At 65.8% G+C, this 22,679-nt stretch carries 24 protein-coding genes; 11 read left to right on the top strand and 13 right to left on the bottom strand.

The annotated features are described in order from the left end of the window. Positions 1-2: 2 nt before the first annotated feature. The 3 genes from nth to LIX00_RS04395 all read right to left on the bottom strand — a co-directional run bounded on the left by nth (position 3) and on the right by LIX00_RS04395 (position 2,507). The gene (nth, locus tag LIX00_RS04405; protein WP_227354979.1) at positions 3-689 is read right to left on the bottom strand and encodes an endonuclease III; all 687 of its coding nucleotides are present in this window, start codon (positions 687-689) and stop codon (positions 3-5) included. Positions 690-765: 76 nt separating this feature from the next. Beyond that, positions 766-2,067 carry an MFS transporter gene (locus LIX00_RS04400; protein WP_227354977.1) on the bottom strand — a complete coding sequence of 434 codons (1,302 nt, stop codon included), beginning with the start codon at positions 2,065-2,067 and terminating at the stop codon, positions 766-768. Positions 2,068-2,147: 80 nt separating this feature from the next. Then, positions 2,148-2,507, bottom strand: a complete 360-nt coding sequence (locus LIX00_RS04395; protein WP_227354976.1) for a hypothetical protein — start codon at positions 2,505-2,507, stop codon at positions 2,148-2,150. Positions 2,508-2,786: 279 nt separating this feature from the next. Here LIX00_RS04395 and LIX00_RS04390 point away from each other — a divergent pair, with 279 nt between their 5' ends. From LIX00_RS04390 to LIX00_RS04370, 5 genes are all read left to right on the top strand, one after another. Continuing rightward, positions 2,787-3,134: a DUF7344 domain-containing protein gene (locus LIX00_RS04390; protein WP_227354975.1), complete on the top strand. Its 348-nt coding sequence runs from the start codon at positions 2,787-2,789 to the stop codon at positions 3,132-3,134. A 33-nt stretch (positions 3,135-3,167) separates the two neighbouring features. Beyond that, positions 3,168-3,821 carry a nucleotide exchange factor GrpE gene (locus LIX00_RS04385; protein WP_227354974.1) on the top strand — a complete coding sequence of 218 codons (654 nt, stop codon included), beginning with the start codon at positions 3,168-3,170 and terminating at the stop codon, positions 3,819-3,821. A gap of 223 nt (positions 3,822-4,044) precedes the next feature. Then, the gene (gene dnaK, locus LIX00_RS04380) at positions 4,045-5,946 is read left to right on the top strand and encodes a molecular chaperone DnaK (RefSeq protein ID WP_227354973.1); all 1,902 of its coding nucleotides are present in this window, start codon (positions 4,045-4,047) and stop codon (positions 5,944-5,946) included. Positions 5,947-6,043: 97 nt separating this feature from the next. Beyond that, positions 6,044-7,189 carry a molecular chaperone DnaJ gene (gene dnaJ, locus LIX00_RS04375; RefSeq protein WP_227354972.1) on the top strand — a complete coding sequence of 382 codons (1,146 nt, stop codon included), beginning with the start codon at positions 6,044-6,046 and terminating at the stop codon, positions 7,187-7,189. 93 nt (positions 7,190-7,282) lie between these two features. Further along, positions 7,283-7,870 (top strand): cupredoxin domain-containing protein, encoded by a 588-nt coding sequence (locus LIX00_RS04370; RefSeq protein ID WP_227354971.1) that lies wholly within the window; start codon positions 7,283-7,285, stop codon positions 7,868-7,870. 33 nt (positions 7,871-7,903) lie between these two features. On the opposite strand, the gene LIX00_RS04365 is transcribed toward LIX00_RS04370, so the two are convergent. Beyond that, positions 7,904-9,334 carry a short-chain fatty acid transporter gene (locus tag LIX00_RS04365; RefSeq protein WP_227354970.1) on the bottom strand — a complete coding sequence of 477 codons (1,431 nt, stop codon included), beginning with the start codon at positions 9,332-9,334 and terminating at the stop codon, positions 7,904-7,906. 92 nt (positions 9,335-9,426) lie between these two features. Here LIX00_RS04365 and LIX00_RS04360 point away from each other — a divergent pair, with 92 nt between their 5' ends. Then, a complete protein-coding gene (locus LIX00_RS04360; RefSeq protein WP_227354969.1) occupies positions 9,427-10,146 on the top strand; it encodes a hypothetical protein in 720 nt (239 codons plus the stop codon). On the opposite strand, the gene LIX00_RS04355 is transcribed toward LIX00_RS04360, so the two are convergent. Genes LIX00_RS04355 through LIX00_RS04345 form a run of 3 tightly spaced genes read right to left on the bottom strand, consistent with a single transcriptional unit; the run spans position 10,143 to position 13,159 of the window. Continuing rightward, entirely contained in the window at positions 10,143-12,119 is a 1,977-nt protein-coding gene (locus LIX00_RS04355) for an AMP-binding protein (RefSeq protein ID WP_227354968.1), read from the bottom strand. The genes LIX00_RS04360 and LIX00_RS04355 overlap by 4 nt on opposite strands. Positions 12,120-12,164: 45 nt before the next feature. Beyond that, positions 12,165-12,476, bottom strand: coding sequence for a DUF7565 family protein (locus LIX00_RS04350; RefSeq protein ID WP_227354967.1), 312 nt, complete (start codon positions 12,474-12,476; stop codon positions 12,165-12,167). A gap of 47 nt (positions 12,477-12,523) precedes the next feature. Then, positions 12,524-13,159, bottom strand: coding sequence for an HAD family hydrolase (locus LIX00_RS04345; protein ID WP_227354966.1), 636 nt, complete (start codon positions 13,157-13,159; stop codon positions 12,524-12,526). A gap of 109 nt (positions 13,160-13,268) precedes the next feature. Between LIX00_RS04345 and LIX00_RS04340 the strand changes: the two genes are divergently transcribed. Further along, positions 13,269-14,003, top strand: coding sequence for a PHP-associated domain-containing protein (locus LIX00_RS04340; protein WP_368410731.1), 735 nt, complete (start codon positions 13,269-13,271; stop codon positions 14,001-14,003). Here the strand turns inward: LIX00_RS04340 and LIX00_RS04335 are convergent. The 4 genes from LIX00_RS04335 to LIX00_RS04320 all read right to left on the bottom strand — a co-directional run bounded on the left by LIX00_RS04335 (position 13,997) and on the right by LIX00_RS04320 (position 17,711). After that, positions 13,997-14,476 (bottom strand): metal-dependent hydrolase, encoded by a 480-nt coding sequence (locus LIX00_RS04335; protein ID WP_227354964.1) that lies wholly within the window; start codon positions 14,474-14,476, stop codon positions 13,997-13,999. The two genes, LIX00_RS04340 and LIX00_RS04335, sit on opposite strands and share 7 nt — an antisense overlap. A gap of 61 nt (positions 14,477-14,537) precedes the next feature. Then, positions 14,538-15,047, bottom strand: a complete 510-nt coding sequence (locus tag LIX00_RS04330; RefSeq protein ID WP_227354963.1) for a CinA family protein — start codon at positions 15,045-15,047, stop codon at positions 14,538-14,540. A gap of 37 nt (positions 15,048-15,084) precedes the next feature. After that, the gene (locus LIX00_RS04325) at positions 15,085-16,956 is read right to left on the bottom strand and encodes an ABC transporter ATP-binding protein (RefSeq protein ID WP_227354962.1); all 1,872 of its coding nucleotides are present in this window, start codon (positions 16,954-16,956) and stop codon (positions 15,085-15,087) included. Between the two features lie 395 nt (positions 16,957-17,351). Then, positions 17,352-17,711, bottom strand: a complete 360-nt coding sequence (locus tag LIX00_RS04320) for a nuclear transport factor 2 family protein (protein WP_227354961.1) — start codon at positions 17,709-17,711, stop codon at positions 17,352-17,354. A 75-nt stretch (positions 17,712-17,786) separates the two neighbouring features. Here LIX00_RS04320 and LIX00_RS04315 point away from each other — a divergent pair, with 75 nt between their 5' ends. The 4 genes from LIX00_RS04315 (at position 17,787) to LIX00_RS04300 (ending at position 21,055) form a co-directional block, all read left to right on the top strand. Then, on the top strand, positions 17,787-18,887 hold the full coding sequence (locus LIX00_RS04315; protein WP_227354960.1) for a pyridoxal phosphate-dependent aminotransferase: 1,101 nt from the start codon (positions 17,787-17,789) through the stop codon (positions 18,885-18,887). A gap of 386 nt (positions 18,888-19,273) precedes the next feature. Next, entirely contained in the window at positions 19,274-20,254 is a 981-nt protein-coding gene (locus tag LIX00_RS04310) for a presenilin family intramembrane aspartyl protease PSH (RefSeq protein ID WP_227354959.1), read from the top strand. A 55-nt stretch (positions 20,255-20,309) separates the two neighbouring features. Then, positions 20,310-20,570 carry a hypothetical protein gene (locus LIX00_RS04305; RefSeq protein WP_227354958.1) on the top strand — a complete coding sequence of 87 codons (261 nt, stop codon included), beginning with the start codon at positions 20,310-20,312 and terminating at the stop codon, positions 20,568-20,570. A gap of 53 nt (positions 20,571-20,623) precedes the next feature. Continuing rightward, a complete protein-coding gene (locus LIX00_RS04300; RefSeq protein ID WP_227354957.1) occupies positions 20,624-21,055 on the top strand; it encodes a hypothetical protein in 432 nt (143 codons plus the stop codon). A 10-nt stretch (positions 21,056-21,065) separates the two neighbouring features. Here the strand turns inward: LIX00_RS04300 and LIX00_RS04295 are convergent, their stop codons facing one another. Next, positions 21,066-22,064 carry an ornithine cyclodeaminase family protein gene (locus LIX00_RS04295; RefSeq protein ID WP_227354956.1) on the bottom strand — a complete coding sequence of 333 codons (999 nt, stop codon included), beginning with the start codon at positions 22,062-22,064 and terminating at the stop codon, positions 21,066-21,068. Positions 22,065-22,112: 48 nt separating this feature from the next. Then, positions 22,113-22,328: a DUF8015 family protein gene (locus LIX00_RS04290; protein ID WP_227354955.1), complete on the bottom strand. Its 216-nt coding sequence runs from the start codon at positions 22,326-22,328 to the stop codon at positions 22,113-22,115. Between the last annotated feature and the right edge of the window lie 351 nt (positions 22,329-22,679).

Below are 22,679 nucleotides of genomic sequence, written 5' to 3'. Positions count from 1 at the left end.
GCTCAGTCCCACGGCTCGCCGCTGGCGAGGTCGATCTCGTGGTCGAGTTGCGACGACGGACAGACGTCCTCGACGATGCAGTCGTCGCAGTCGGGACTCCGGGCCGTGCAGGTCGCCCGTCCGTGGCTGATGAACAGGTGGGTCAGTTGCTGCCAGTCCTCCTCGGGGACGAACGTCATCAGGTCGGACTCGATGGTCTTCGGACGCTCCTCCTCGGTCAGTCCCAGTCGGCGCGACAACCGCCGGACGTGCGTGTCCACGACGATACCCTCCACCGTGTCGTGACCGTGCTGAAGCACCACGTTCGCCGTCTTGCGACCGACGCCCTTCAGGTCGGTCAGTTCGCTCATCGTGTCCGGCACCTTCCCGTCGTGCTCCTCCACGATGGTCCGACAGGAGCTTTTTATCCACTTCGCCTTGTTGCGGTGGTAGGTGATGGAACTCAGGTCTTCGTCGAGTTCATCCACGTCGGCGTTCGCGTAGTCCTCCGGGGACTGGTACTTCTCGAACAGGTCGGCCGTCTCCTTGTTCACGCGCTCGTCGGTGCACTGCGCGGAGAGCATGACCGCGATGAGGAGTTCGAGGCGGTTCGTGAAGTTCAGCGAGATGGTCGCGTCCGGGTACTCGTCGTACAGCCTGTCCAGAATTTCGTCCAACTGCTCGTCCCGCGTCGCCAGTGGCTCGCCCATACCGCTCGTATCGGGCGGGCGGGGTTTCAGTAGTTCGATGTTCGCGGGGACGCCGGCGGACGCGGTGGCGCGAGCTTTAGTCGCCCGCCACCGCGTCTCCGACCTCCGGCGCGGGGTCGGTGCTGTAGAGGACGACGAAGGCGGCGGACGAGACGACGATGAACGCCGCGGCCGACCAGAACGCCACGAACACGCTCGTCGCGTCCCAGATAGCCCCGATGAACACCGGGCCGCCGACCTGCCCGACCTTCCACGCGATGGAGCGCAGCGAGAGGCTTGAAGCCACCGCGTCGAACTGCTCGCCCTCCTCCACGAACAGCGACATGCTCGCGGGGAGTCGGAGGCTGTCGCCGATTCCGAGCACCGCGTAAGCGGCGAAGAGGACGAAGAACGCGCCGGGGAGCGCCATCTCGCCGCCGAACGCGCTGACGGTCGTGCCCGGGATGTACCGGTGGGCCAGACCGGCGAACGGGATGAGCGCCGTCCCGAGCGCGTACACGAGCGCGCCCGCGAAGATGAACCTGTAGGTGTCGTCCACGCGGTCGGTCCAATCGCCGACCTTCCCCTGCGTGAGCGATTTGGTCAGCTTTCCGCCGGCCATGATACCGCCGACGACGAAGATGTTGATGCCGAACTCCGTGTGGGCGTATATCGGGAGGAACGTGATGACCGCCATCTTCCCGACGCTGAACGAGAGGCGGAAGAACACGAGCGCCTTGATGGCCGAGCGACCGAGGAGCGTTCGAATGGTCTCGCGTCCGCTCACCTCGCTGGAGTCTTTCCGGCCGCCGGGGTCGTCCCGGAGGAAGAGGAGCACCGCGACGAACGCCCCGACGGTGATGGCGGAAAGCACGACGTACGTGAGCTTGAAACCGTAGAGGTAGAGCAGGAGCCCGCCGAAAACGTCGCCGGCGAGGCTGGAGAGCGCGCCGATCTGATTGTACGTGCCGATCCACAACCCCCGCGAGCCGTCCTCGCTGATCTCCCCGATGACGGTCATCCCGGTTATCCAGAGGATGCTCGCGCCGACTCCCTGTAGAACCCGGACGAGGATGACGTGCCCGACGCTCTCGACGTGCATGAATCCGACGAAGACCGCGACGTTGAGCAGGAGTCCGACGAGCAGGATGCGCTTCGAGTTTCGCGTGTCGATGTAGCGCCCGAGCGGGAGGACGATGAAGAGTTGCACCACCGCGAACGCCGTGCCGAACAGCCCTTCGACGGTGCTCGACGTGTGGAACATGTCGGCGTACAGCGCCAGGGCGATGAGGATGGTCGAGTACGCCTGACTCCGGGCGAACGCGGTGCTCGCCAGCGCGACGAACTCCCGGTTCTCGAACAGACGGCGCGAACTGCCGCTACTCGACTCTCCCGCCACTGTTACGAATCGAAATACGGGCGTGAGCTATAAGAATCTCAGCTTTCCGCCTGCGATTTGCCGAAAGCTGAGTGACAGTTTCAGTCCTCGAGCGCGTCCGCGATTCGCTGAAGCTGACGGGTGGCGTCGCGGACTTCGTCTCGAAGCTGTCGGACCTCGCGGACGAGTTCCTCGTTGCCGCCGGACTCGCCGCCCGGGCCGCCGCCCATCGAACCGGGACCGCCGCCCATCATGCCGCCCATCATCTGGGCGAACGGGTTACCGCCCATGCCGCCGGGGCCGCCGCCTCCGCCCGGGCCGCCGCCGCCGAGCGCCTCCTTCAGTCGCTCGTCGCGGTCCTCGTCGCCCTCCTCCGCGCGCTTCTCTCGAATCTCCTCGACTCGCTCTCGGAACGATTTCTCCTCCTCGTCGCCGTTCTCGTTTGGCTCTTCGTCTGGCATACGTTCGAGTTCTCTCGCCCGCCCGAAAAGAGTTGTGTCCCGCGCCGGCGCGAAGCGCCCCGACGAATCCGCTCGGCGAGGCTCTCGAACGAGAGCTTATCCCCCAGAATCGGTCGTTACCGCGCGTTCACCCCCGAGGAAACGGCCATATCCGAATTCGCTCCTCGGACAATCGGACGCGTAACTCGGTCGCGCTCGACTCACCTCGCGTTACAGGCGGTAAACGATGGAAACGGTTGGCAGGGTTAAAATTCGCTCGCGACGACAGTGGAACGACGGATGCCCCGGGGTTCTGTCGGTTCGGTGCTCGCTAGCCTGTCCGAGCGTCGCAACCGCTACGTGCTCTACTCGCTCGACCGGCACGCCGGAACCGCGCCGATGGAACTGGAGGCGCTCGCGAGGGAGGTCGCCGCGTGGGAGCGGGGCGCGCCGTCCGAACCGGTGCCCGACGAGGCGTTCGAAGCGGTGCTCGCCGACCTCTCGCGGACTCGCCTCCCCACGCTCTCCCGGCGCGGTCTGGTCGAGTACGACCCGCTCAGCGGACTGGTCGGGCGACCGCGGTACAGCGTCCCCGCGGAGGCGCTCGTCGAACTCCTGGCCCGAACCGAACTCGCGCCCAGATTCTGAAACCTTAAACGCACGCGGGAACTTTCGACGTGTATGACCGAGGAGGAGGCCGCCCAAACGGCGGACGAGCAGCCAGTCGAACCGGACGCGTCCGACGTGGACGACGCGCTCGGCCCGGAGGGAACTACCCTGGTCGCGCGCGTCGCCGTGGCCGACGAGAGCCTCGCCGACGACGTGGAGGAGCGCCTCGTCGCCGCGGAGTCGGAGCGACGGGAACTCGAAGCGGAAGTGGACGACCTCAGAGCGCGACTGAAGCGAAAGCAGGCCGACTTCCAGAACTACAAGAAGCGGGCGAAAAAGCGCCAAGAACAGCTCGAAAAGCGCGCCACCGAGGACCTCGTCCAGCGACTCATCGACGTGCGGGACAACCTGCGTCGCGCCGTGGAGGAGGAACACGAGGACGTCGAGAGCCTCCGCGAGGGGGTCGAACTCACGCTGAAGGAACTCGACCGCGTGTTCGAGGACGAGAACGTCACCGAGATACGCCCCGACCCCGGCGAGGAGGTCGACCCCCAACGCCACGAGGTGATGCTCCGGGTCGAGAGCGACCGGCCCGAAGACACGATCGCCGAGGTGTACCAGCCCGGGTACGAGATGGCCGAGAAGGTCCTCCAGTCCGCGCAGGTCACCGTCAGCGACGGAAACGGCGACGAAAACGAGGGCGGCGACGCGGACGACGAGGAGTGAGGAGACCGGCGGGTCCGACGACGGACGGACCCGGCGGCGGGGAGCGGGCGGCGGTCTCCGACCCGCCGTTTCTCGGCGGGTGGGGTATCGGTTCGTCATAAAGTTCCCGAATGTGAGCGGCTACCGCACCCCGAATCGAAGGCGGGCGTCGGGGCGTCGCTCGGCGACGTGTCGTGACATCTAGTAACCTTTAACCGGCGCAAACGGGTAGGTTGGCCCAACAATGGCGAGTAACAAGATACTGGGTATCGATCTCGGTACCACGAACAGCGCGTTCGCGGTGATGGAGGGCGGCGACCCGGAGATCATCGTCAACGGCGAGGGCGACCGGACGACGCCTTCGGTCGTCGCGTTCTCCGACGACGGCGAGCGTCTCGTGGGGAAACCGGCCAAGAATCAGGCGGTGCAGAACCCCGAAAAGACCATCCAGTCCATCAAGCGCCACATGGGCGACGAGGACTACACGGTCGAAATCGAGGACGAGGAGTACACGCCGGAGCAGATATCGGCGATGATCCTCCAGAAGATAAAGCGCGACGCCGAGGAGTACCTCGGCGACGACGTGGAGAAGGCCGTCATCACGGTTCCCGCGTACTTCAACGACAAGCAGCGACAGGCGACGAAGGACGCCGGAGAGATCGCGGGCTTCGACGTGGAGCGCATCGTCAACGAACCGACCGCGGCGTCGATGGCCTACGGACTGGACGACGACACCGACCAGACGGTTCTCGTCTACGACCTCGGCGGCGGCACGTTCGACGTTTCTATCCTCGATCTCGGCGGCGGCGTCTACGAAGTGGTCGCCACGAACGGTGACAACGACCTCGGGGGGGACGACTGGGACCGCGCCATCATCGACTACCTCGCCGAGGAGTTCGAGAACGAGCACGGAATCGACCTCCGCGACGACCGTCAGGCGCTCCAGCGACTCAAGGACGCCGCGGAGGAGGCGAAGATAGAACTCTCCTCGCGCAAGGAGACGGACATCAACCTCCCGTTCATCACGGCGACCGACGACGGTCCCGTCCACCTCGAGGAGAGTCTCACCCGCGCGAAGTTCGAGTCCCTGACCAGCGACCTCATCGACCGCACGGTCGAACCGACCGAACAGGCCCTCTCGGACGCCGACTACAGCAAGAGCGACATCGACGAGGTCATCCTCGTCGGCGGTTCCACCCGGATGCCGCAGGTGCAGGAGAAAGTCGAGGAGATGACCGCACAGGAACCGAAGAAGAACGTCAACCCCGACGAAGCCGTCGCGCTCGGCGCGGCGATTCAGGGCGGCGTCCTCTCCGGCGACGTGGACGACATCGTCCTGCTCGACGTGACGCCCCTCTCGCTCGGCATCGAGGTGAAAGGCGGCCTGTTCGAGCGCCTCATCGACAAGAACACGACCATCCCGACCGAGGAGTCGAAGATATTCACGACGGCCGCCGACAGCCAGACCTCGGTGCAGGTGCGCGTCTTCCAGGGCGAGCGCGAGATAGCCAACGAGAACGAACTGCTCGGCGAGTTCCACCTCTCGGGCATTCCGCCCGCGCCCGCCGGCACCCCGCAGATCGAGGTCGCGTTCAACATCGACGAGAACGGAATCGTCAACGTCTCCGCCGAGGACCAGGGCTCGGGCAACCAAGAAGAGATAACCATCGAGGGCGGCGCGGGCCTCTCGGACGAGGAGATCGACCGCATGCAGGAGGAGGCCGAACAGCACGCCGAGGAGGACAAAGAGCGCCGGGAGCGCATCGAGGCCCGTAACGCCGCCGAAGGGGCGGTGCAGCGCGCCGAGACGCTCCTCGAGGAGAACGAGGAGAACGTCGACGACGACCTCGAAGCGGACATCCGCGCCGAGATCGAGAACGTCGAGGAGACGCTCGGAGACGACGACGCGACGAAAGACGACCTCGAAGAGGCGACCGAGAGCCTGAGCAAGGCGCTACAGGAGATCGGCAAGCAGATGTACGAACAACAGCAGGCCCAGCAGGCCGGTGCCGCGGGCCCCGGCGGCATGGGCGGCATGGGCGGCGCAGGTCCCGGTGCGGGCGCTGCCGGCCCCGAGGGTGCCGGCGACGGGGACGCCGACGAGTACGTCGACGCCGACTTCGAGGACGTGGACGACGACGAATGACGTCCTCGCTCGCCGACCGCGGCGGGGCGGTTCCGGCGACGAGGACGACGAGTAGACGGACGATTCAAGTACCATCCTACGTTATCAACGATAACTGATGAGCGAGGACTTCTACGACGTGCTCGGTGTGAGTCGGGACGCCGACGAAGACGATATAAAGCAGGCGTATCGGAAGAAGGCCACCCAGTACCATCCGGACGTGAGCGACGACCCGGACGCAGACGAGAAGTTCAAGAAGGTGAAGAAGGCGAAGGAGGTGCTCACCGACGAGGAGAAGCGCCGAGCCTACGACCAACTCGGTCACGACCGCTTCGAACAGGCCGAGAAGCGCGGCGGTTTCGACGGTGCCGGCGGTGCCGCCGGCGGCGACCCCTTCGGCGGTGGGGGCGGCATGGGCGGCATGGGCGACATCTTCGAGCAGTTCTTCGGCGGCGGTGGCGGCGGTCGAAGCCCGAACCGACCCAGACAGGGGTCGAACCTCCGTACCGGGCTGGAGATCGACCTCGAGGACGCGTTCGAGGGCGTGAAAAAGCAGGTGACGGTTCGGCGTCCGGAACGCTGCGACGCCTGCGACGGGGAGGGTCACCCGCCGGGAGCCGACGTGCAAACCTGCCCCGAGTGTCGCGGACAGGGACAGGTCACGCAGGTGCAACAGACGCCGTTCGGTCGCGTCCAGCAGTCGCGCACCTGCCCGCGCTGTCAAGGCGAGGGGCAACTGTACGAGGAGCGGTGCGGCGAGTGCGGCGGCGACGGCGTCGTCCACCGCGAGGCGAAACTGACCGTCGACATCCCCGCGGGCATCGCCGACGGGCAGACGCTCCAGATGGAGGGCGAAGGCGCGCCGGGCGAGAACGGCGGCCCGAACGGCGACCTGCTCATCGAGGTTCGCGTGCGCGAACACCCCGATTTCGAACGGGACGGGGCCGACCTCTTCTACCGGACGCCGGTCTCGTTCCCGCAGGCCGTGTTCGGCGACGACATCGAGATTTCCACGCTCGACGGCACCGTCGAGATGGACGTTCCTGCCGGAACCCAGAGCGGCGAGACGTTCCGCCTGCGCGGAAAGGGGATGCCCCACCTCCGGCGGCGCGGCCACGGCGACCTCTACGTGCAGGTGCAGGTCGTCACGCCCGAATCGTTGAACAAAGAACAGCGCGAGGCGCTGGAGGCGTTCGCGGAGGCGGGCGGCGAGGAAGTGGAAGTCGGACAGGGCTTTTTCGAACGGATCAAGAACAGCTTCTGAGTTCCGTCAAGCCGAACGAGCTAAAACCGCACGTCTCGTTACAATTAGCGTCCTCGAATGACTCGGATTTCTCGGAGGCGGTTCGTACAGGCGGTGGTTGGAGCGAGCGCGACGGTCGGGCTCGCGCGCGGACAAGCGACGACGTTCGAACTCGGCGGTCGGCTGTCCGGTTGGGTAGGACAATCGCCGGAGTCCATCGCGAACGAGACGAACCCGACGCTCCGGATGCAAGTCGGCAAGACCTACGTCATCGCGTGGGAGAACCTGGACGGGGAACCGCACAACATCGCCATCGGCGACGGAGACGGAAACGTGTTGAAGCGGACGGAGCGCGTGAGCGAGATGGGAAAGACCCAAACGCTGGAGTTCACAGTGAAACCGGAGATGGTGACCTACTTCTCGGAGTTCGACCCGGAGACGATGCGCGGGAAGGTCGTGACGAGGCGGCCGACGACGACCGCGAACGGAACCGCGAACGCGACGGCCACCGCGTCGGTCACGACCGCCCCGACCTCGACCTCGGCGACGACGAACTCCGCGACCGGTTCCACGACGGCGTCGGCGGAGGGGACGACCGCGACGGACTCCACGGTGACCGACGGCGGACTACCGGGGTTCGGGTTCGCGGCCGCGCTCGGAAGTCTGGCGGGGATCGGGTACCTGCTTCGGCGAAGCGACTGAGCGCGCCGCGCGCCGACCGCGGAAACGGTCGCGTCACATCGGCAGGACGGTGATGCCGACGGCGATGATGAGGCCGCTACCGAGCAGCACCATCACGCAGTAGCCCATGATGTCGCGGACGGAGAGTCCGCTGATAGCCAGCAGCGGGATGGCCCAGAACGGTTGTATCATGTTCGTCCACGCGTCGCCCCACGCGGCGGCCATGGCGACCCGGGGAACGCTCGCGCCGCTCGCCTGCGCCGCCGTGACGAGCGTCTCGCCGACGACCGCCCACTCGCCGCCGCCGCTCGGAACGAAGACGTTGACCAGTCCGGCGGTAAGGAACGCGACGGCGGGGAGCGTCCCTTCCGGGGAGACCTGCACCATCCCCTGCGCGATCTGCGTGGCGAGGCTGGTCGACCCCTCCGGCGCGTAGCTCATGATGCCCATGATGCCGGCGTAGAAGGGGAACTGGAGGATGATGCCCCAGACGTTCTCGACGGCCTCCTTCATCGCGTCGATGTAGGCCGCCGGGGTGCCGTGAAGCAGGAGGCCGAGGAAGAGGAACGTGAAGTTGACGATGTTCAGGTTGAGGTTGTTCCACGGCATGGTTCCCTCGGCGATACCGCGACCGAAGTAGCCGACGATGGCCAGCAGCCCCCCGAGGCCGATGGCCCACGCGAGGGGACGGGAGTGTTCGATTCGCTCCGCGAACGTCATGCTCCCGGTGGTGATAGTCGGGGCGGCGGTTCCGCCGTCGGTCGCGGTTTCGAACTCGCCGGGGTCGATGGGGCGCTTTTTCTCGTCGTTCTCCGGGTACATCAGCGTGAACAACAGCGGGAGGAAGACGAACCCGACGACGACGAACAGGGCGAGGTTGGCGACCGTGAAGATGGTCTGTCCGGTCGAGATGGTCGAGTTCAGCACCCCGTCCGCGAGGAGGAAGTTTCCGTTCTCGGCCGACGAGTTGAGCACCAGCGGTATCGACCCCGCCAACCCGCCGTGCCAGACGATGAACCCCGAGTACGCTCCGGCCACGATGATCGGGAAATCGACGGTTCGAAGCTGCTCCGCGACCTTCCGCGCGAAGATGGCGCCGACGACCAGTCCGAGTCCCCAGTGGACGAACGAGGCCGCCGCGGCGACGACCGGAACCAGCGCCGCGGCGCGCCGCTCGCTCGACGGGACGGCCGCCATTCGCGAGAGGAGTCGGTCGACCGCGGCCGACTGCGCGAGGGCGTACCCCGTCATCAGGATGAGCGTCATCTGCATCGCGAAGGTGAGTAGCCCCCAGAATCCGCCGTACCAGCCGTCGACGATGAGGTTCTCCGCGTGGGTCAGGTAATCCGAACGCGGTTCGACCGCCCCGAACGCCAGTCCGTACGCGACGAACGTGAGCAGGATAGCGAACAGGAACGCGTCCGGTAGGTAGCGTTCGACGAGTCGTGAACTGCCTTCCGCCATTCGACGAATTACGTTTGCCATAGCTCCGCCAGAGTGTGTCTAGCAAGAAAGCATAAACGTTCGTCAGACGGTCGAACCGTCGGACTTTTGCGCGCACCGGGACGAGGGTTCGCATGGACACGTTCGCCGACCTCGTCGCCCGCGAGCGACGGAGCGACGACCCGGCGCTGGCGGTGCCGGACTCCCGGGGGTACGACTACCACCGGCTTCTGACGACGGCGTGGAAGACGGGGAACTTCCTGCGCCACCTCGGGGTCGGAGAGGGCGCGACGGTCGGCGTCGTCGCCGCTCCCGCGGCCCCGCCCGTCCTCGGCTTCCTCGGGAGCGCGTTGCTCGGCGCGGGCGTCAGATTCGACCCGCCGAGGGAAGTCGACGCCCGCGTGCTGCTCGCGCCCGGCGCGATCGTCGGCGAGTACGACCTCCCGCCCGGCGGCCAGTACGCCTCCTACGGCGGGGCGGTGGACGACCCCCGCGTCTCCCACTTCGAGAGCGACGTGTGGAGCGAGAACCCGGCGTTCCCCGAGACGCCGATTCCTCCCGAGACGACCGCGCTCGCGGGGGACCGCGCGGTGTCCCGCGCCGACCTGCTCGACGCGGGGGAAGCGGTCGCGGAGGCGCGGCACCTCGAAGCGGGGGACTCGGTCGTCGTCCGCGCCCCGCTCTCCGACCCGCGGGCGGTCGCCGCCGGGGTCGTCGCTCCGCTCGTCGCCGGAGCCGAAATCCGCCTCGACGCCGACCGAACCGGCGATTTCGCCGTGGCCGTGGAGGACGCGCCCGAGAAGGAGGTCGTGCGGTTGGCGGACGTTCCGCTCTCGTTCGACCGCCCGAATTAGCTCGCCTCTTCGAGTCTGTCGAGCGAATCGGGGTTCTCGATGCTGCTCATGTCGCCCAGTTCCTCGCCGGTGTAGGTCGCCTCGATGGCCCGGCGGATTATCTTCCCGCTCTGGGTCTTCGGGAACTCGTCGACGAACAGGATTTCGCGGGGCCGGAACGGTTTGCCGAGTTCGTCGCCGACCTGCTCGGTTAGCTCCGCCCGGAGGTCGTCGGTCGGTTCGTAGCCGGATTCGAGGATGGCGTAGGCGACGACGGCCTGCCCGGTCGTGTCGTCCGGAACGCCGACGGCGGCGGCCTGGTTCACCGACTCGTGGTCGATGAGCGCGCCCTCGACCTCGGCGGGGCCGACCTTGCGTCCGGCGACGTTGATGGCGTCGTCGGCGCGCCCGTGCAGGAACCAGAAGCCGTCCTCGTCCTTCTGCGCCCAGTCGCCGTGGTTCCACATGTCCTCGAAGGTGGACCAGTACTCGTTCAGGTAGCGTTCGTCGCCCGACCAGAGGCTCTTGGTCATCGACGGACAGGAGTCGCGGGCGACGAGGTAGCCTCGCTCGTGCGTGTCCGCGATGGACCGTCCCTGCGAGTCCACGATGTCGATGTCCATCCCGAGTCCCGGCCCGCCGAGCGTGCAGGGTTTGAGCGACTGGATGGGCATCGGCATGAGGAAGCAGCCGCAGATTTCGGTGCCGCCGGAGATGTTGATGATGGGGGCGCTGCTCCCCCCGACGTTCTCGTAGAACCAGAGCCACGATTCGGGGTCCCACGGTTCGCCGGTCGAACCGAGCAGGCGGAGCGAGGAGAGGTCGTGACCGTCCAGCCACTCGTCGCCGTACTTGCGGAGCGCCCGAATCGCGGTGGGGGAGATGCCGAACACGGTCAGGCCGTGGCGGTCTATCATCTCCCAGAACCGGTCGGGGTCGGGGTAGTCCGGCGCGCCCTCGTACATGAAGATGGTGCCGCCGAACGCGTGGTTGCCGATGAGCGTCCACGGCCCCATCATCCAGCCGATGTCCGAGACCCAGAAGAATCGGTCCGAATCCTTGTGGTCGAAGCCGAAGTATATCTCCTTCGCGCACTGCATCAACTGCCCGGCGTGGGTGTGGACGATGCCCTTCGGCTTGCCGGTCGTCCCCGAGGAGTACAGCAGCATCGCCTCGTCGCTGGCGTCGAGTTCCTTCGTCTCGTACTCGTCGTCCTGCGGGAGGACGGCCTCGTCCCATCGCTCGTCGCGCTCGTCGTGCCACGCGACGTCCGCGCCCAGTCGGTCGTAGACGATGGTGTGCTCGACGTGGCCGACTTGCTCTACGGCCTCGTCCGCCGTGTCCTTCAGGAGAACTTCGCTTCCGCGGCGGTAGAAGCCGTCCCCCGTGAAGAGCACCGAACACTCCGAGTCCTCGATTCGGGTCGCCGTCGCGTCGGTGCCGAACCCGGAGAAGATCGGGACGGCTATCGCGCCGACTTTGAAGATGCCGTAGAGGATGGAGATGACTTCGGGCACCATCGGCATGTAGAGGCCGACCGTGTCGCCGGTCTCGATTCCCCGCGCTTCGAGGGCGTTCGCCACCTTGTTCGACTCCCGGCGGAGTTCGTGGTACGTGATTTCGCGCACCTCGCCCGGTTCGCCCTCCCAGATGCAGGCGACCCGATTCCGGTTCGGACTGTCGACCCGCGCGTGGCGGTCGACCACGTTGTGCGCGATGTTGATTTTCCCGCCGGGATACCAGTCCGAGAACTGCGGCCCCTCGCTGTCGTCCCGAACCGTCTCGTAGTCCTCGTAGAACTCGATGCCGAGGTGGTCCACCAGTTCGTCCCAGAACCAGTCTACGTTTCGACAAGTTCGCTCGATGAGTTCGTCGTAGTCCGCGATGTCGTGTTCCCGCATGAACCGCCAGACGTTCGTGGATTGGACGAACTCGGCGTCGGGTTCGTGGACGATTTCGTCTACGTCAGCGAGCGTATCCGTAGCATCCTCCATGTGACAAAGATGCGTACCCGCCTCAAAATAGTTTACTTCGCCGCGTCAGGGGAGTTCGCTGCTCCTGTGTTCGTCCAACCGCTCGACGACCCGCTGGAGATTCGCCGTCTCTTCGATTTCGTCCCGGATGCGTTCGCGCGTTCGGACGTCGTTCGAATCGGCGTCGTACGCGCGGACGTACTCGGCGCGCGAGTGCTCGTCGAACGCGTGGCGGATGGCGAAGTAACCGTCCGGAACGACCGACCCGCACACCTTACACTCTCGGCGCTCGTGCTCCGACGTCTGGTGGACGATGGCGTCCTCGACGCTGTCGAAGCGTTCTCCGCAGCCGTCGATATCACATTCCCAGGCGGGCATTCGTACGTTGACTCTGTAATCCCGGTGATAAAACCTTTTCCTGCTCGTCAGGCGACGATATCCCGAACCGCCGAAAGCTCCTCGACGGTACTGTCGGCGCGCGAGTCGTCCGATTCCGAGAGCCAGACGCCCGCGAATTCCGCCTCCTGCGCCGGAAGCACGTCCCGTTCGAGGTCGTCCGCCACGAAGACGTGTTCGTCGTCCGGGATGTTCGCTTTCGCTCTCTCGAAAATCTCGGGGTCCGGCTTCCCCGCGCCGACTTCGCAGGAGACGACGACCGTCTCGAAGTACTCCGCCAGCCCGCAGACTTCGAGTTTCTCCCGCTGGACGCGTCCCGCGCCGTTCGTCAGCACGCCGAGTCGGTGGTCCGCGGCGAGTTCGGCGAGCAGTTCGGGCGCTCCGTCCGCGACCGCGACGCGCGACAGTTCCGTCTCTACGAGCGTCTCGGCGAACGTCTCCCCGTCGGTCGGGATGGCGAACTCCTCGCAGATATCGGCCATCGCGGCGCGGTACGGCTCCGGGTGACAGTCACCGAGGTAGTCGAGAAACGTCCCCGTGTAGCTCTCGTAGAGCCCCGAGCGGGCGGGGAGGTTCAGTTCCCGACGCGCGCGTTCGAACAACTCCTCGAACGGGATGGTGTGGCGAACCAGCGTCCCGTCGAGGTCGAAGTAGAGAGCGGTCATCGAGGGTAACTTTCCGTCTCCGTTACTTCTAGCTGCTGGAATCAGAACCCATATCGTACACCCTTCGAAACGATACATTGTGACCGACCGCGACGAGTTCCGGGTCGATATGCACGTCAAAGTGCTGGACGAACAGGTCGTTCGACGAGCGAAAGACCGCGGTCTCGACGCACTGGTGTACGCGCCGCACTTCGTCCCACTACCGGAGATTCGCCGCCGCGCGGAGCGGTTCTCGGACGACGAGTTGCGCGTCGTCCCCGCGCGCGAGGTGTTCGCCGGGACCTGGCGCAACAGAAAGCACGTGCTCGCCGTGGGTCTCTCCGAGCCGGTTCCGGATTTCATCACGCTCACGGGGGCGATGCGGGAGTTCGACCGGCAGGGTGCCGCCGTTCTGATTCCGCACCCCGAGTTCCTGAACGTCGGCGTCTCGGAAGCGGACGTTCGCGTCCACGGCGACGTCGTCCACGCCGTCGAGGCGTACAACCCGAAACACCTCGACCGACACAACCGCCGGGCGAAAGAGATAGTCTCCGACACCGGAAAGCCCGCGTTCGGGTCGTCGTACGCGCACCTGCGACGAAGCATCGGCGAGGTGTGGACCGCGCTCGACGCGCCCGTCGAGACCGAAGCCGAACTGGTCGACCGACTCAGAGCGGGCGAAATCGCCCGCGTCGTCCACCGCCGAGGGCGCACGCACGAGTTCCGACGGCGGTTGGAGTTCGCGCACCTCGGTTGGGAGAACACGTGGGGGAAGTTCGACCGACTCGTTCTCTCGGGGACGGAGCCGACCCACCCGACCGACGACCGTTACGACGGGCGGTTCGAGGACGTGCGCGTTTACTGAAGGCCGACGGCGGTGAGGCCGGCCTCCGCGACGAACCGCCGGTGGACGACCAACGAGGCGACGACGAGTTCGAACGCCGTCACGACGAGCGTCACCACCGTCGCGTACCGACTGCTCACCGAGACGCCGAACGGCGCGCCGAACTCCTTCTCGTAGGGGTAAAACAGCGCGAGTCCGCGCTTGCTCCCGAGCATATCCAGCGCGTAGTGGGTGAGGATTCCGATCCAGACGAACCGGAGATTGTCGAACACCAGCGGGAAGTAGGCGAACAGCGCGAGCACGGGCAGGTTGTGCAGGGTCTTCCTGTGTTTTCCGAACGCCGTATCCACGTCCGGAAAGAGCGCGCCGAGAACGACCGGGACGCCGACCTCGACGATGGTGTAGAAGGTGGTGGTGTCGCCCGACGGATGCAGGACGTAGCCGAGCCCGATGCTCAGGAGGGCGGCGTTCAGGACGTGCTCTTTCCGGTTCATTCGGTCTCACGTCCCCACCGGGACGTATCAAGGTTTTCCCTTTCGCCGCGTTCGGTTTCGCTCACCGCAGTTCCGAGAGGAGGTCTTCGAGGGCTCGCCGAGCGATTTTCGTTTTTATCTCCCGGCGCGTCCCGTCGAACTCGTACCGTTCGACGGTCGAGTAAGAGCCGCCGCTTCCCCACTCGTCGGCGTGGGCGACCGCGACGAAGACGGTGCCGACCGGTTTCTCCTCCGTTCCCCCGGTCGGCCCCGCGATTCCGGTCGTCGCGACGCCCCACGTCGCCCCGGCCACGTCGCGGACGCCGCGGGCCATCTGGCGGGCGACGGGTTCGCTCACCGCACCGTGTTCGTCCAGCGTCTCGCGGTCGACGCCGAGGTGCTCCATCTTCGCGTCGTACGAGTAGGTGACGAACCCTCGGTCGAAGTAGTCGCTCGACCCCGGTACGTCGGTCAGGAGCGAGCCGATGAGTCCCCCCGTGCAGGACTCGGCGGTTGCGACGGTCGCGCCCGCGTCGCGGAGCGCATCCCCCAGTCGCTTCTCGACCGGCGTATCGTCGGCGAATTCGTCCATATCGGCGGTACGTGCGAGCCGGTTATGTAGCTACTCCTCACCGCGAGGGAATCTCCTCGAGCATCCCGGCCTGCACGCCCCAGAGGTCGGCGTAGAGACCGTTCTCGGCGAGCAGTTCCCCGTGCGCGCCTCGTTCGACGACCCGGCCGTCTTCGAGGACGAGGATGGTGTCCGCGTCCTTGATGGTCGAGAGGCGGTGGGCGATGGCGAGGACGGTTCGGTCCGCGAGGAGCGCGTCGAGGCTCTCTTGGATGTGGAGTTCGGTCTCCGTGTCCACGTCGCTCGTCGCCTCGTCGAGTATGAGCACCGCGGGGTCCTGAAGGAGGATGCGCGCGATGCCGACCCGTTGGCGCTGGCCGCCCGAGAGCTTCACCCCGCGCTCGCCGACCTCCGTGTCGTAGCCGTCGGGCAACTCCTCGATGAACTCGTGCGCCTTCGCCGCCTTCGCGGCCGCTATCACGTCCTCTCGGGTCGCTTCGAAGGAGCCGTAGGCGACGTTTTCGGCGACGGTCCCCGCGAAGAGGAACGTCTCTTGGCTGACGTAGCCGACCACCCCGCGGAGGCTGTCGAGCGAGACGTCGCGCACGTCCTGACCGTCGATACGGACGGCTCCCTCGTCCACGTCGTAGAGCCGCAGCAGAAGCTTCAACACGGTGGACTTACCCGCGCCGGTCGGGCCGACCAGCGCGAGCGTGTCGCCGCCCTCGACCTCGAAGCTCACGTCCTCCACGACCGGATCGTCGTCGTAGCCGAACGAGACGTCCTCGTACTCGACGTCGCCCGCCGAAACGGCGAGGTCGGGTGCGGCGTCGTCTACGTCCAGCCCGGTCGGTTGATCCATCAGTCCGAACACGCGCTCGGCGGACGCGACCGCCTGCTGGTACATGTTGATGAGTTGGCCGAACTGCGCGAGCGGCCAGACGAACCGCTGGCTCAGGAAGACGAACGTGACGAACTCGCCGGCCGTCAGGTCGCCCGAGAAGACCAGCGGCGCGCCGCCGAACACCCACAGTCCGCCGACGACGAACGTGAGGACGAATCCGAGTCCGGCGCTCAACTGGAGTCCGGGGAAGAACGTGATGCGGGTGCGGATGGCGTCCCAGTTCGTGTCGTAGTACTCCTGCGAGGAGTCGGTGACGCGACCGAACTCGTAATCCTCGGCGCTGCTGGCCTTGATGACTTCGATGCCGCCGAGGTTGTTCTCCAGTCGGGAGTTGAGCCGTCCGACCGTCGAACGAACCTCGGCGTACTTCGGCTGGATTATCTGAACGAACTTGTGCGTGAACAGGGCGACCACCGGCACCGTCGCCAGCGTGACGAGCGCGAGTTGCCAGTTCAGGTAGACGAGGATGCCGGCGACGCCGACGACTGTGACGCCGATCATCGTCAGAACGTTGAGTCCGCCGTTGAGGAACTGTTCGAGGCGGTTCACGTCGTTGTTCATGATGCTCATCAGTTCGCCGGTCTGCTTCTCGGCGAAGAAGCCCAAGTCGAGGCGCTGCATCGCATCGTAGGTGTCGGTGCGAATTTCGTGCTGGATGGACTGCGCGAACTTGTTCAGTCCCCACCCTTTCACTAGCGCACCGACCGCACCGCCCGCGAACGTGGTGGCGATGAGCACCGCCGACAGCCAGAACTGTCCGACGTGTCCGTCGGGGATCCACGCCTGCGGCAGCAGCGGTAGTTCGTAGGGTTTCGAGCTTCCCGTCGGAAAGATCGCGTCGACCGCGACGCCGAGGATGAACGGTGGCACGAGCGAGAGGAAGTGGGCCGCGACGCTCGCTACCACGCCGACCGAGAGCGGGAACCAGTGTTTGCGACCGTACGTCGCGAACAGTCGGCGGATGGGAGCGTCGACGCGGTCGCGTTGCGCGCTGAAGGTATCGTCCGAATCTATATCGTCTGTCATGGGGGTGTGTCGAGGGTATCTCAGGCGGTTCGTCCGACGGCCGAGACGGGTCGTCTCGGCGTTCGAGCGTCGGCGGACGGTCGGAACGCGTGTCGCGGCGGCCGACTCCCCGGACTACGAATCCGAAACTCGCGGATAGAGGGGGGAGTCGATTGCCGGTATCGCTGGCTCGGTGCCGTAGCTACGGCGGTCGGACACCGGACGTGAGTCGGCAGCGCGGGAACGGTCGGACCCGTCGCAAGACGGAGTCGAACCGTTTCAGTTGGGCGCGAAAAGGGTCATTGTCGTTAGTAGCCAGAAAATTAACATCTTCCGACATAAATCTTTGCGAGTATCGGTAACACACCTCCCGGCTAGTCACCTAGAGAACGACTGCCTCCTTCGAGCGCGTCCTCCTACACTTCGTCGCGATCGGTGTACGTGATGCGTTTCGCTATCCGGCCGTCTTCGTCGAATCGATGGAAGTCGGCGAAGCCGAACGAGACGCGCTCGCCGTCCTGCACGCCGGAGAACCGCCCCCGGACGGCGACGGTGTCCTCGCCGACAACCAGTTGGTCGACTTCGTGTTCTCCGTCTTCGAGCGGTCGATCTTCGAGGTAGAACTCCCGGAACTCGTCCATCCCGCTCAAACTTCGTTGGCCGGGACGTTCGTAGACGACGCCTTCGGCGAACAGTTCGAACACGTCCTCGTACGCCTCGGCGTCGATGTAGTCGTAGTACGACCGAACGGCGTCGGGGTCGACGCTGGGTGTCATCGCTAGATGGTACCGACGCGACGACTAATCGTTTCGGGGCGAAAGAAAGACTTGCCAGTACTGCGACCCCTCGGTATGGACTACGAGACGCCGTTGTTCTTTCACGTGATGTCGTACGCGATGGACGCCGACCGCGACGTAATCGACATGGTGAGCGGCAACCCCGACTGGGGGTCCCCGCCGGGAATCGCAAACGGACTGCGCGAGTACGCCGACCTCGGCGGCGCGGATTTCCAGTATCCGCCGAGCGAGGGGCTCCTCGAACTTCGCGAGGAGATCGCCGCCCGACGAAACGTCGATTCGTCACAGGTTATCGTGACGTGCGGCGGCGGCGAAGCGAACTATCTTGCCATGGCGCGGGCGATGGAACGCGACGCCGGCGACGAGTTCGTCCTGACCGACCCGGTCTATCCCTACTATCCGGGCAAGACGAAGATGCTCGGCGCGACGGCGCGGTTCGTCGCCACCGCCGCCGACGGCCAACTCGACCCCGAAGCGGTTCGAGCGCAGGCGAGCGACGACACCGCAGCGATCGTCGTAAACTCGCCGAACAACCCCACCGGCGCGGTGTACGACGGGGACACGATGCGCGAACTCGTCGCCATCGCGGAGGAGTACGACGCGCTTCTGGTGAGCGACGAGGTGTACGACCACTTCGATTTCTCGGGCGAGTTCACCAGCGCGCTGGCGTTCGACTCGTCGCACCGCGTGGTGACGAACTCGTTCTCGAAGTCGCTCGCCATCACCGGGTTCCGCGTCGGATACGCCGTCTTCCCGCCCGAACTGGTGGACGTGGCGAAGACGCGGCACATGTTGACGAACGTGGCCGGCAGTCGCCCCTCGCAGTACGCGGTGCTCCACGCCCTCCGCGAGACGGAGACGGACTACTACGAGGAGAACCGTCGACTGCTCGAATCGCGGGTGGAGACGTTCACCGAAGCGCTGGACGAAGCGGGCGCGGACTACACGCGACCGGACGGAGCGTTCTACGTCATGGCGCGCTTTCCCGACTTTCCCGGCACGCTGGCGAACGTCGAGCGACTCGTCGACGAGGCGGGCGTCGCCGGGATGCCGGGCGAAGCCTTCGGCTCGTCGCGCGACGACTGGATCCGTTTCGCGCTGGTGACGCCGCGCGCGGAGGAGGCGGCGAAGCGACTCGCCGCACACTTCGAGTAGGTCCTGATTCGAGGCCGGACGAGCGTCGAATCGCCGTCGAATGGGCGCACCCTCGCGGGTTAGGCAGACTGTCGGTCTCGGCTTACGAGTTTTCGGGCTTCGACCGGGAGCGTCCGGCGGGTCTGGTTCCGGCTTCGTACGTAAACCCTCGTGTAAGGTGCGGGGTTCCCGATACGCGCGTCTCTCGGTGTTCGCTCCCGCCGTGACGCGCGTTGGCGGTTGCGGTTGGGCGGCATTGAAAAGGACCGGGGACCATCCGGGATACGCGACGACGGCCACTCGCTACTGACGACGAGAGCGCCGCGATAACACGCGCTGAACGCTCTCCTTCCTTCGAAGCTGTCGAACCCAAAACCACAAAGAGGGGTCACTTCCTTGCTCCGTCCATGGAACGACGAACGCGGATTCTCTTCGCCTCCGGTCTGACCATCGCCATCTTCCTCGGAGTGCAACTCGGGGCGCTGGCGCTGGTCGAACCGTTCGAATCGGCCGGATACCAGACGGTCGAGGACCCGTCCGACCCGACGAACAGCCTCCTCTACGTCGCGGTCATCCTCGTGTTCACGGCGGGGATGCTCGCCGTCATCAAGCTCGGCGTCGAGTGGATTCTGCGGGGGGTCATCATACTCACCAGCGGGATGCTTTCTTTGTACGTGTTCACCGTCGTCGTTCCTCCCGTGATCGAAATCTCGGTCGGCGGAGCGCCGGTGAACGTCCTCGCGTGGGTCGCCGCCGCGCTGGTCGCGGTGGCGCTCGCCGTCTACCCCGAGTGGTACGTCATCGACGCCGCCGGAGTCGTCATGGGCGCGGGCGCGGCGGGGTTGTTCGGCATCAGTTTCGGCCTCCTTCCGGCCGTCATCCTCCTCGTCGTCCTCGCCGTGTACGACGCCATCAGCGTCTACGGTACTGAGCACATGCTCACGCTCGCCTCCGGCGTGATGGACCTGAAGATACCCGTCATCCTCGTCATTCCGCTGACCCTCTCGTACTCGTTTCTCGACGAGACTGCGCAGGCCACCAGCGAAGGGGCGGTCGACGAGGACGCGAACCCCGGCGAGGACGACCGCGACGCCTTTTTCATCGGTCTCGGCGACGCCGTGATGCCGACCGTGCTCGTCGCCAGCGCGGCCTTCTTCTCCCCCGCCGACGCGCTCGTCTCCGGCACGGCCATCAACCTCCCCGCCCTGACCGCGATGCTGGGGACGCTCGTCGGGCTGGTAACCCTCCTCTGGATGGTGCTCAAAGGCCGGGCGCACGCCGGTCTCCCCCTGCTCAACGGCGGCGCTATCTGCGGTTACCTCCTCGGCGCGCTGGCGAGCGGAATCTCGCTTGCGCGGGCGCTCGGCGTCGAACAGTACCTGGCGTAGGTCGCGCGACCGGACGGCCGGAAGGTCCTACTGTCGCCTCCGAGTAGACCGACCCATGCCCGACATCGGCACGGCAACCATCGTCTACGACGACCCCGACGAGGGGACGACGGAGCGCGAAGTCGAGAACGACGACATCGTCTACTTCGACGACCACTGGCTCGTCAAGGTCGACGAGACCGACGAGGGCGACGACGTGGTTCGACGCATCCCCCGCGAGCGCGTCCACCACGTCGAACGCTCCATAGACGAACTGGAGAAGAAGGTCCAAGGGGCGATAGAACAGGCGAAAGAGCAGTTCGGCTGGTGGAGCTAGTCGGCGGCGAGTCGCCGCCAGCACTATTCGTCCGTCGTCCGTAGTTCCGCCGCATGAGTTCGAACGCGAAAACGGGGTTCGTCGGCGGTCTCTTCGGCACCGTCATCATGACGGCGTTCCGCGAACCGGTCGCCCGGTCGCTCCCTCCGACCGCGGCGTTCCTCTCGAAGTTCGTCGGCGGCGAACCGGACGACCACACGGTCGGCGCGCTGTTGCTCCACCTGCTGTACGGCGCTGGCGCGGGGAGCGTCTTCGCTCCGGTGCTGGCGGCGCGGTCGACGGAGTCGTCGTCCCTCGAACCGGAGACGGAAGGACTGCTCGCGGGCCTCGTCTACGGACTCGCGCTCTCCCTCTTCGGAGAACGCGTCCTCCTCGAGTGGCTGTTGGAGATGAACCTCGAACAGGACGAGCGGGCGGTGTTCCACGCCGGGCACGTCGTGTACGGGCTCTCGCTCGGCGCTTGGGTCGGCTCTCGCGCGGAGTAGGCGGTCCGGCTCACTCGCCCGTCAACGCCTCGCTCGCGGGCGAGAGCGAGACAGGCGAACCCAGCCCCTTCGCGTCGGCCTTCTCGTAGAGCATGTACGCGGAGGCGACCGTCTCGATGGCGGTTCCGCCGCTGTCGAAGACGGTTATCTCGTCGGCCGACGCGCGTCCCGGCTTCTCGCCCGCGACCACCTCGCCGAGTTCCGCGTGGACGTGGTCTTCGGTTATCGCACCCGACTCCAGCGCGAAGCGGAACGACCCGGCGTCCCGCGTCATCCGTTCCCGCAGGTCCGGAACGTAGGTCGCGCGTTCGACGGTCGTCGCGTCGAGTTCGCGTTTCTTCGGGTGGTACTGGCCCATCGCGGTGACGTGCGCCCCGTCTTCGAGCAGGTCGCCGTCGAACACCGGTTCGCTGGCGGTGGTCGCGGTGACGACGACGTCCGCGTTCTCCACCGCGGCGGCGCTGCTGGCGACGGCGGCCACCGAGGCGTCCAGTTTCTCGTTCATCTCGGCGGCGAACGATTCGCGGTTCGCCTTCGTCGGCGAGTACACCCAGACGGTTTCGAGGTCGCGAACCGTCGCCGTCGCCTTCAACTGACCGCGAGCCTGCGCCCCGCTTCCGATGACCGCGAGCGTCGTCGCGTCTTCCCGAGCGAGCGCGTCCACGCCGACCGCACCCACCGCGCCCGTCTTGAAGGGGTTCATGCTCGCACCGTCGACGAGCGCGAGGGGTTCGCCGCTCTCGGCGTCGAACAGCGGCGTCACGAACCACGCGTCGCCCGCGCCGAATCCGGCGGTGTACATGTAACCGCCCATCGCGCCGGTTTCGGGGAGGATGGCGGAGTACCCCGTCAGCATCCCCGACGGGTCGTCGTTCACAAGCGTCGTACGGGGTTCCGCGGGCGCACCCGTCCCTCGCTGGCGGTACCCCTCGCGGACGGCGTCGACGTACTCGCCCGGCGTCGCCAATCCCGCAACGTCGTCGCTCGTCAGAAACAGCGCATCTGTCATGGCCGGCAAAACGGATGCCAGCGACAAAACCGTTGAGGAAAGAGAGAGTTAGTCCGCAGGGTTGACTGGAGTCGATGACTGAAGTTGAGACGATTCGTCGACGGGTCCGTTGATGAACAGCGCGTGTCCGATGAGCAACACCGACGCGGTTGCTCCGAGGGGAACTGCCATCGTCATCGTAAGTCCAGCGACGCTGAACGCTCCGGTTACGCCGATCAGTGCGAGCGGAATCAGGCCCAGAATGAGGTCATAGTATCCAGTCATAATCCATTATAGAATATGCGGACAGGGTATAAAACTCTTTCCCATATGCGCGACAGTCGTTCTCTGTATGTCTTCGGTATTCACTATCTCATAGACGCATTGGTTCTCCATAAGTTATAGGTATTAACTCAGGATATGGACGCCGTGTGCCGGTTTTTCGAGCGTTTCAGGGGGTCGGTAGTTAATCGGCTGAATCCGTCGCCGCTCGCCGATGGAGTAACGATAATCGTACGATGAATAGCACGAAATCGGGGCCGGAGATAACCGGAGGTAATCATCCTTAGGCGCGCTTCCGTCGACGCGGCGACGACTGTGCGACGACAGGAGTCGCGTTTCGGGTCTCTCACGTAG

Origin of the sequence: Haladaptatus salinisoli (assembly GCF_020614375.1) — an archaeon.
GTDB classification, from domain to species: Archaea; Halobacteriota; Halobacteria; order Halobacteriales; family Haladaptataceae; genus Haladaptatus; species Haladaptatus salinisoli.
This window is presented reverse-complemented; position numbering and strand designations above follow the sequence as displayed.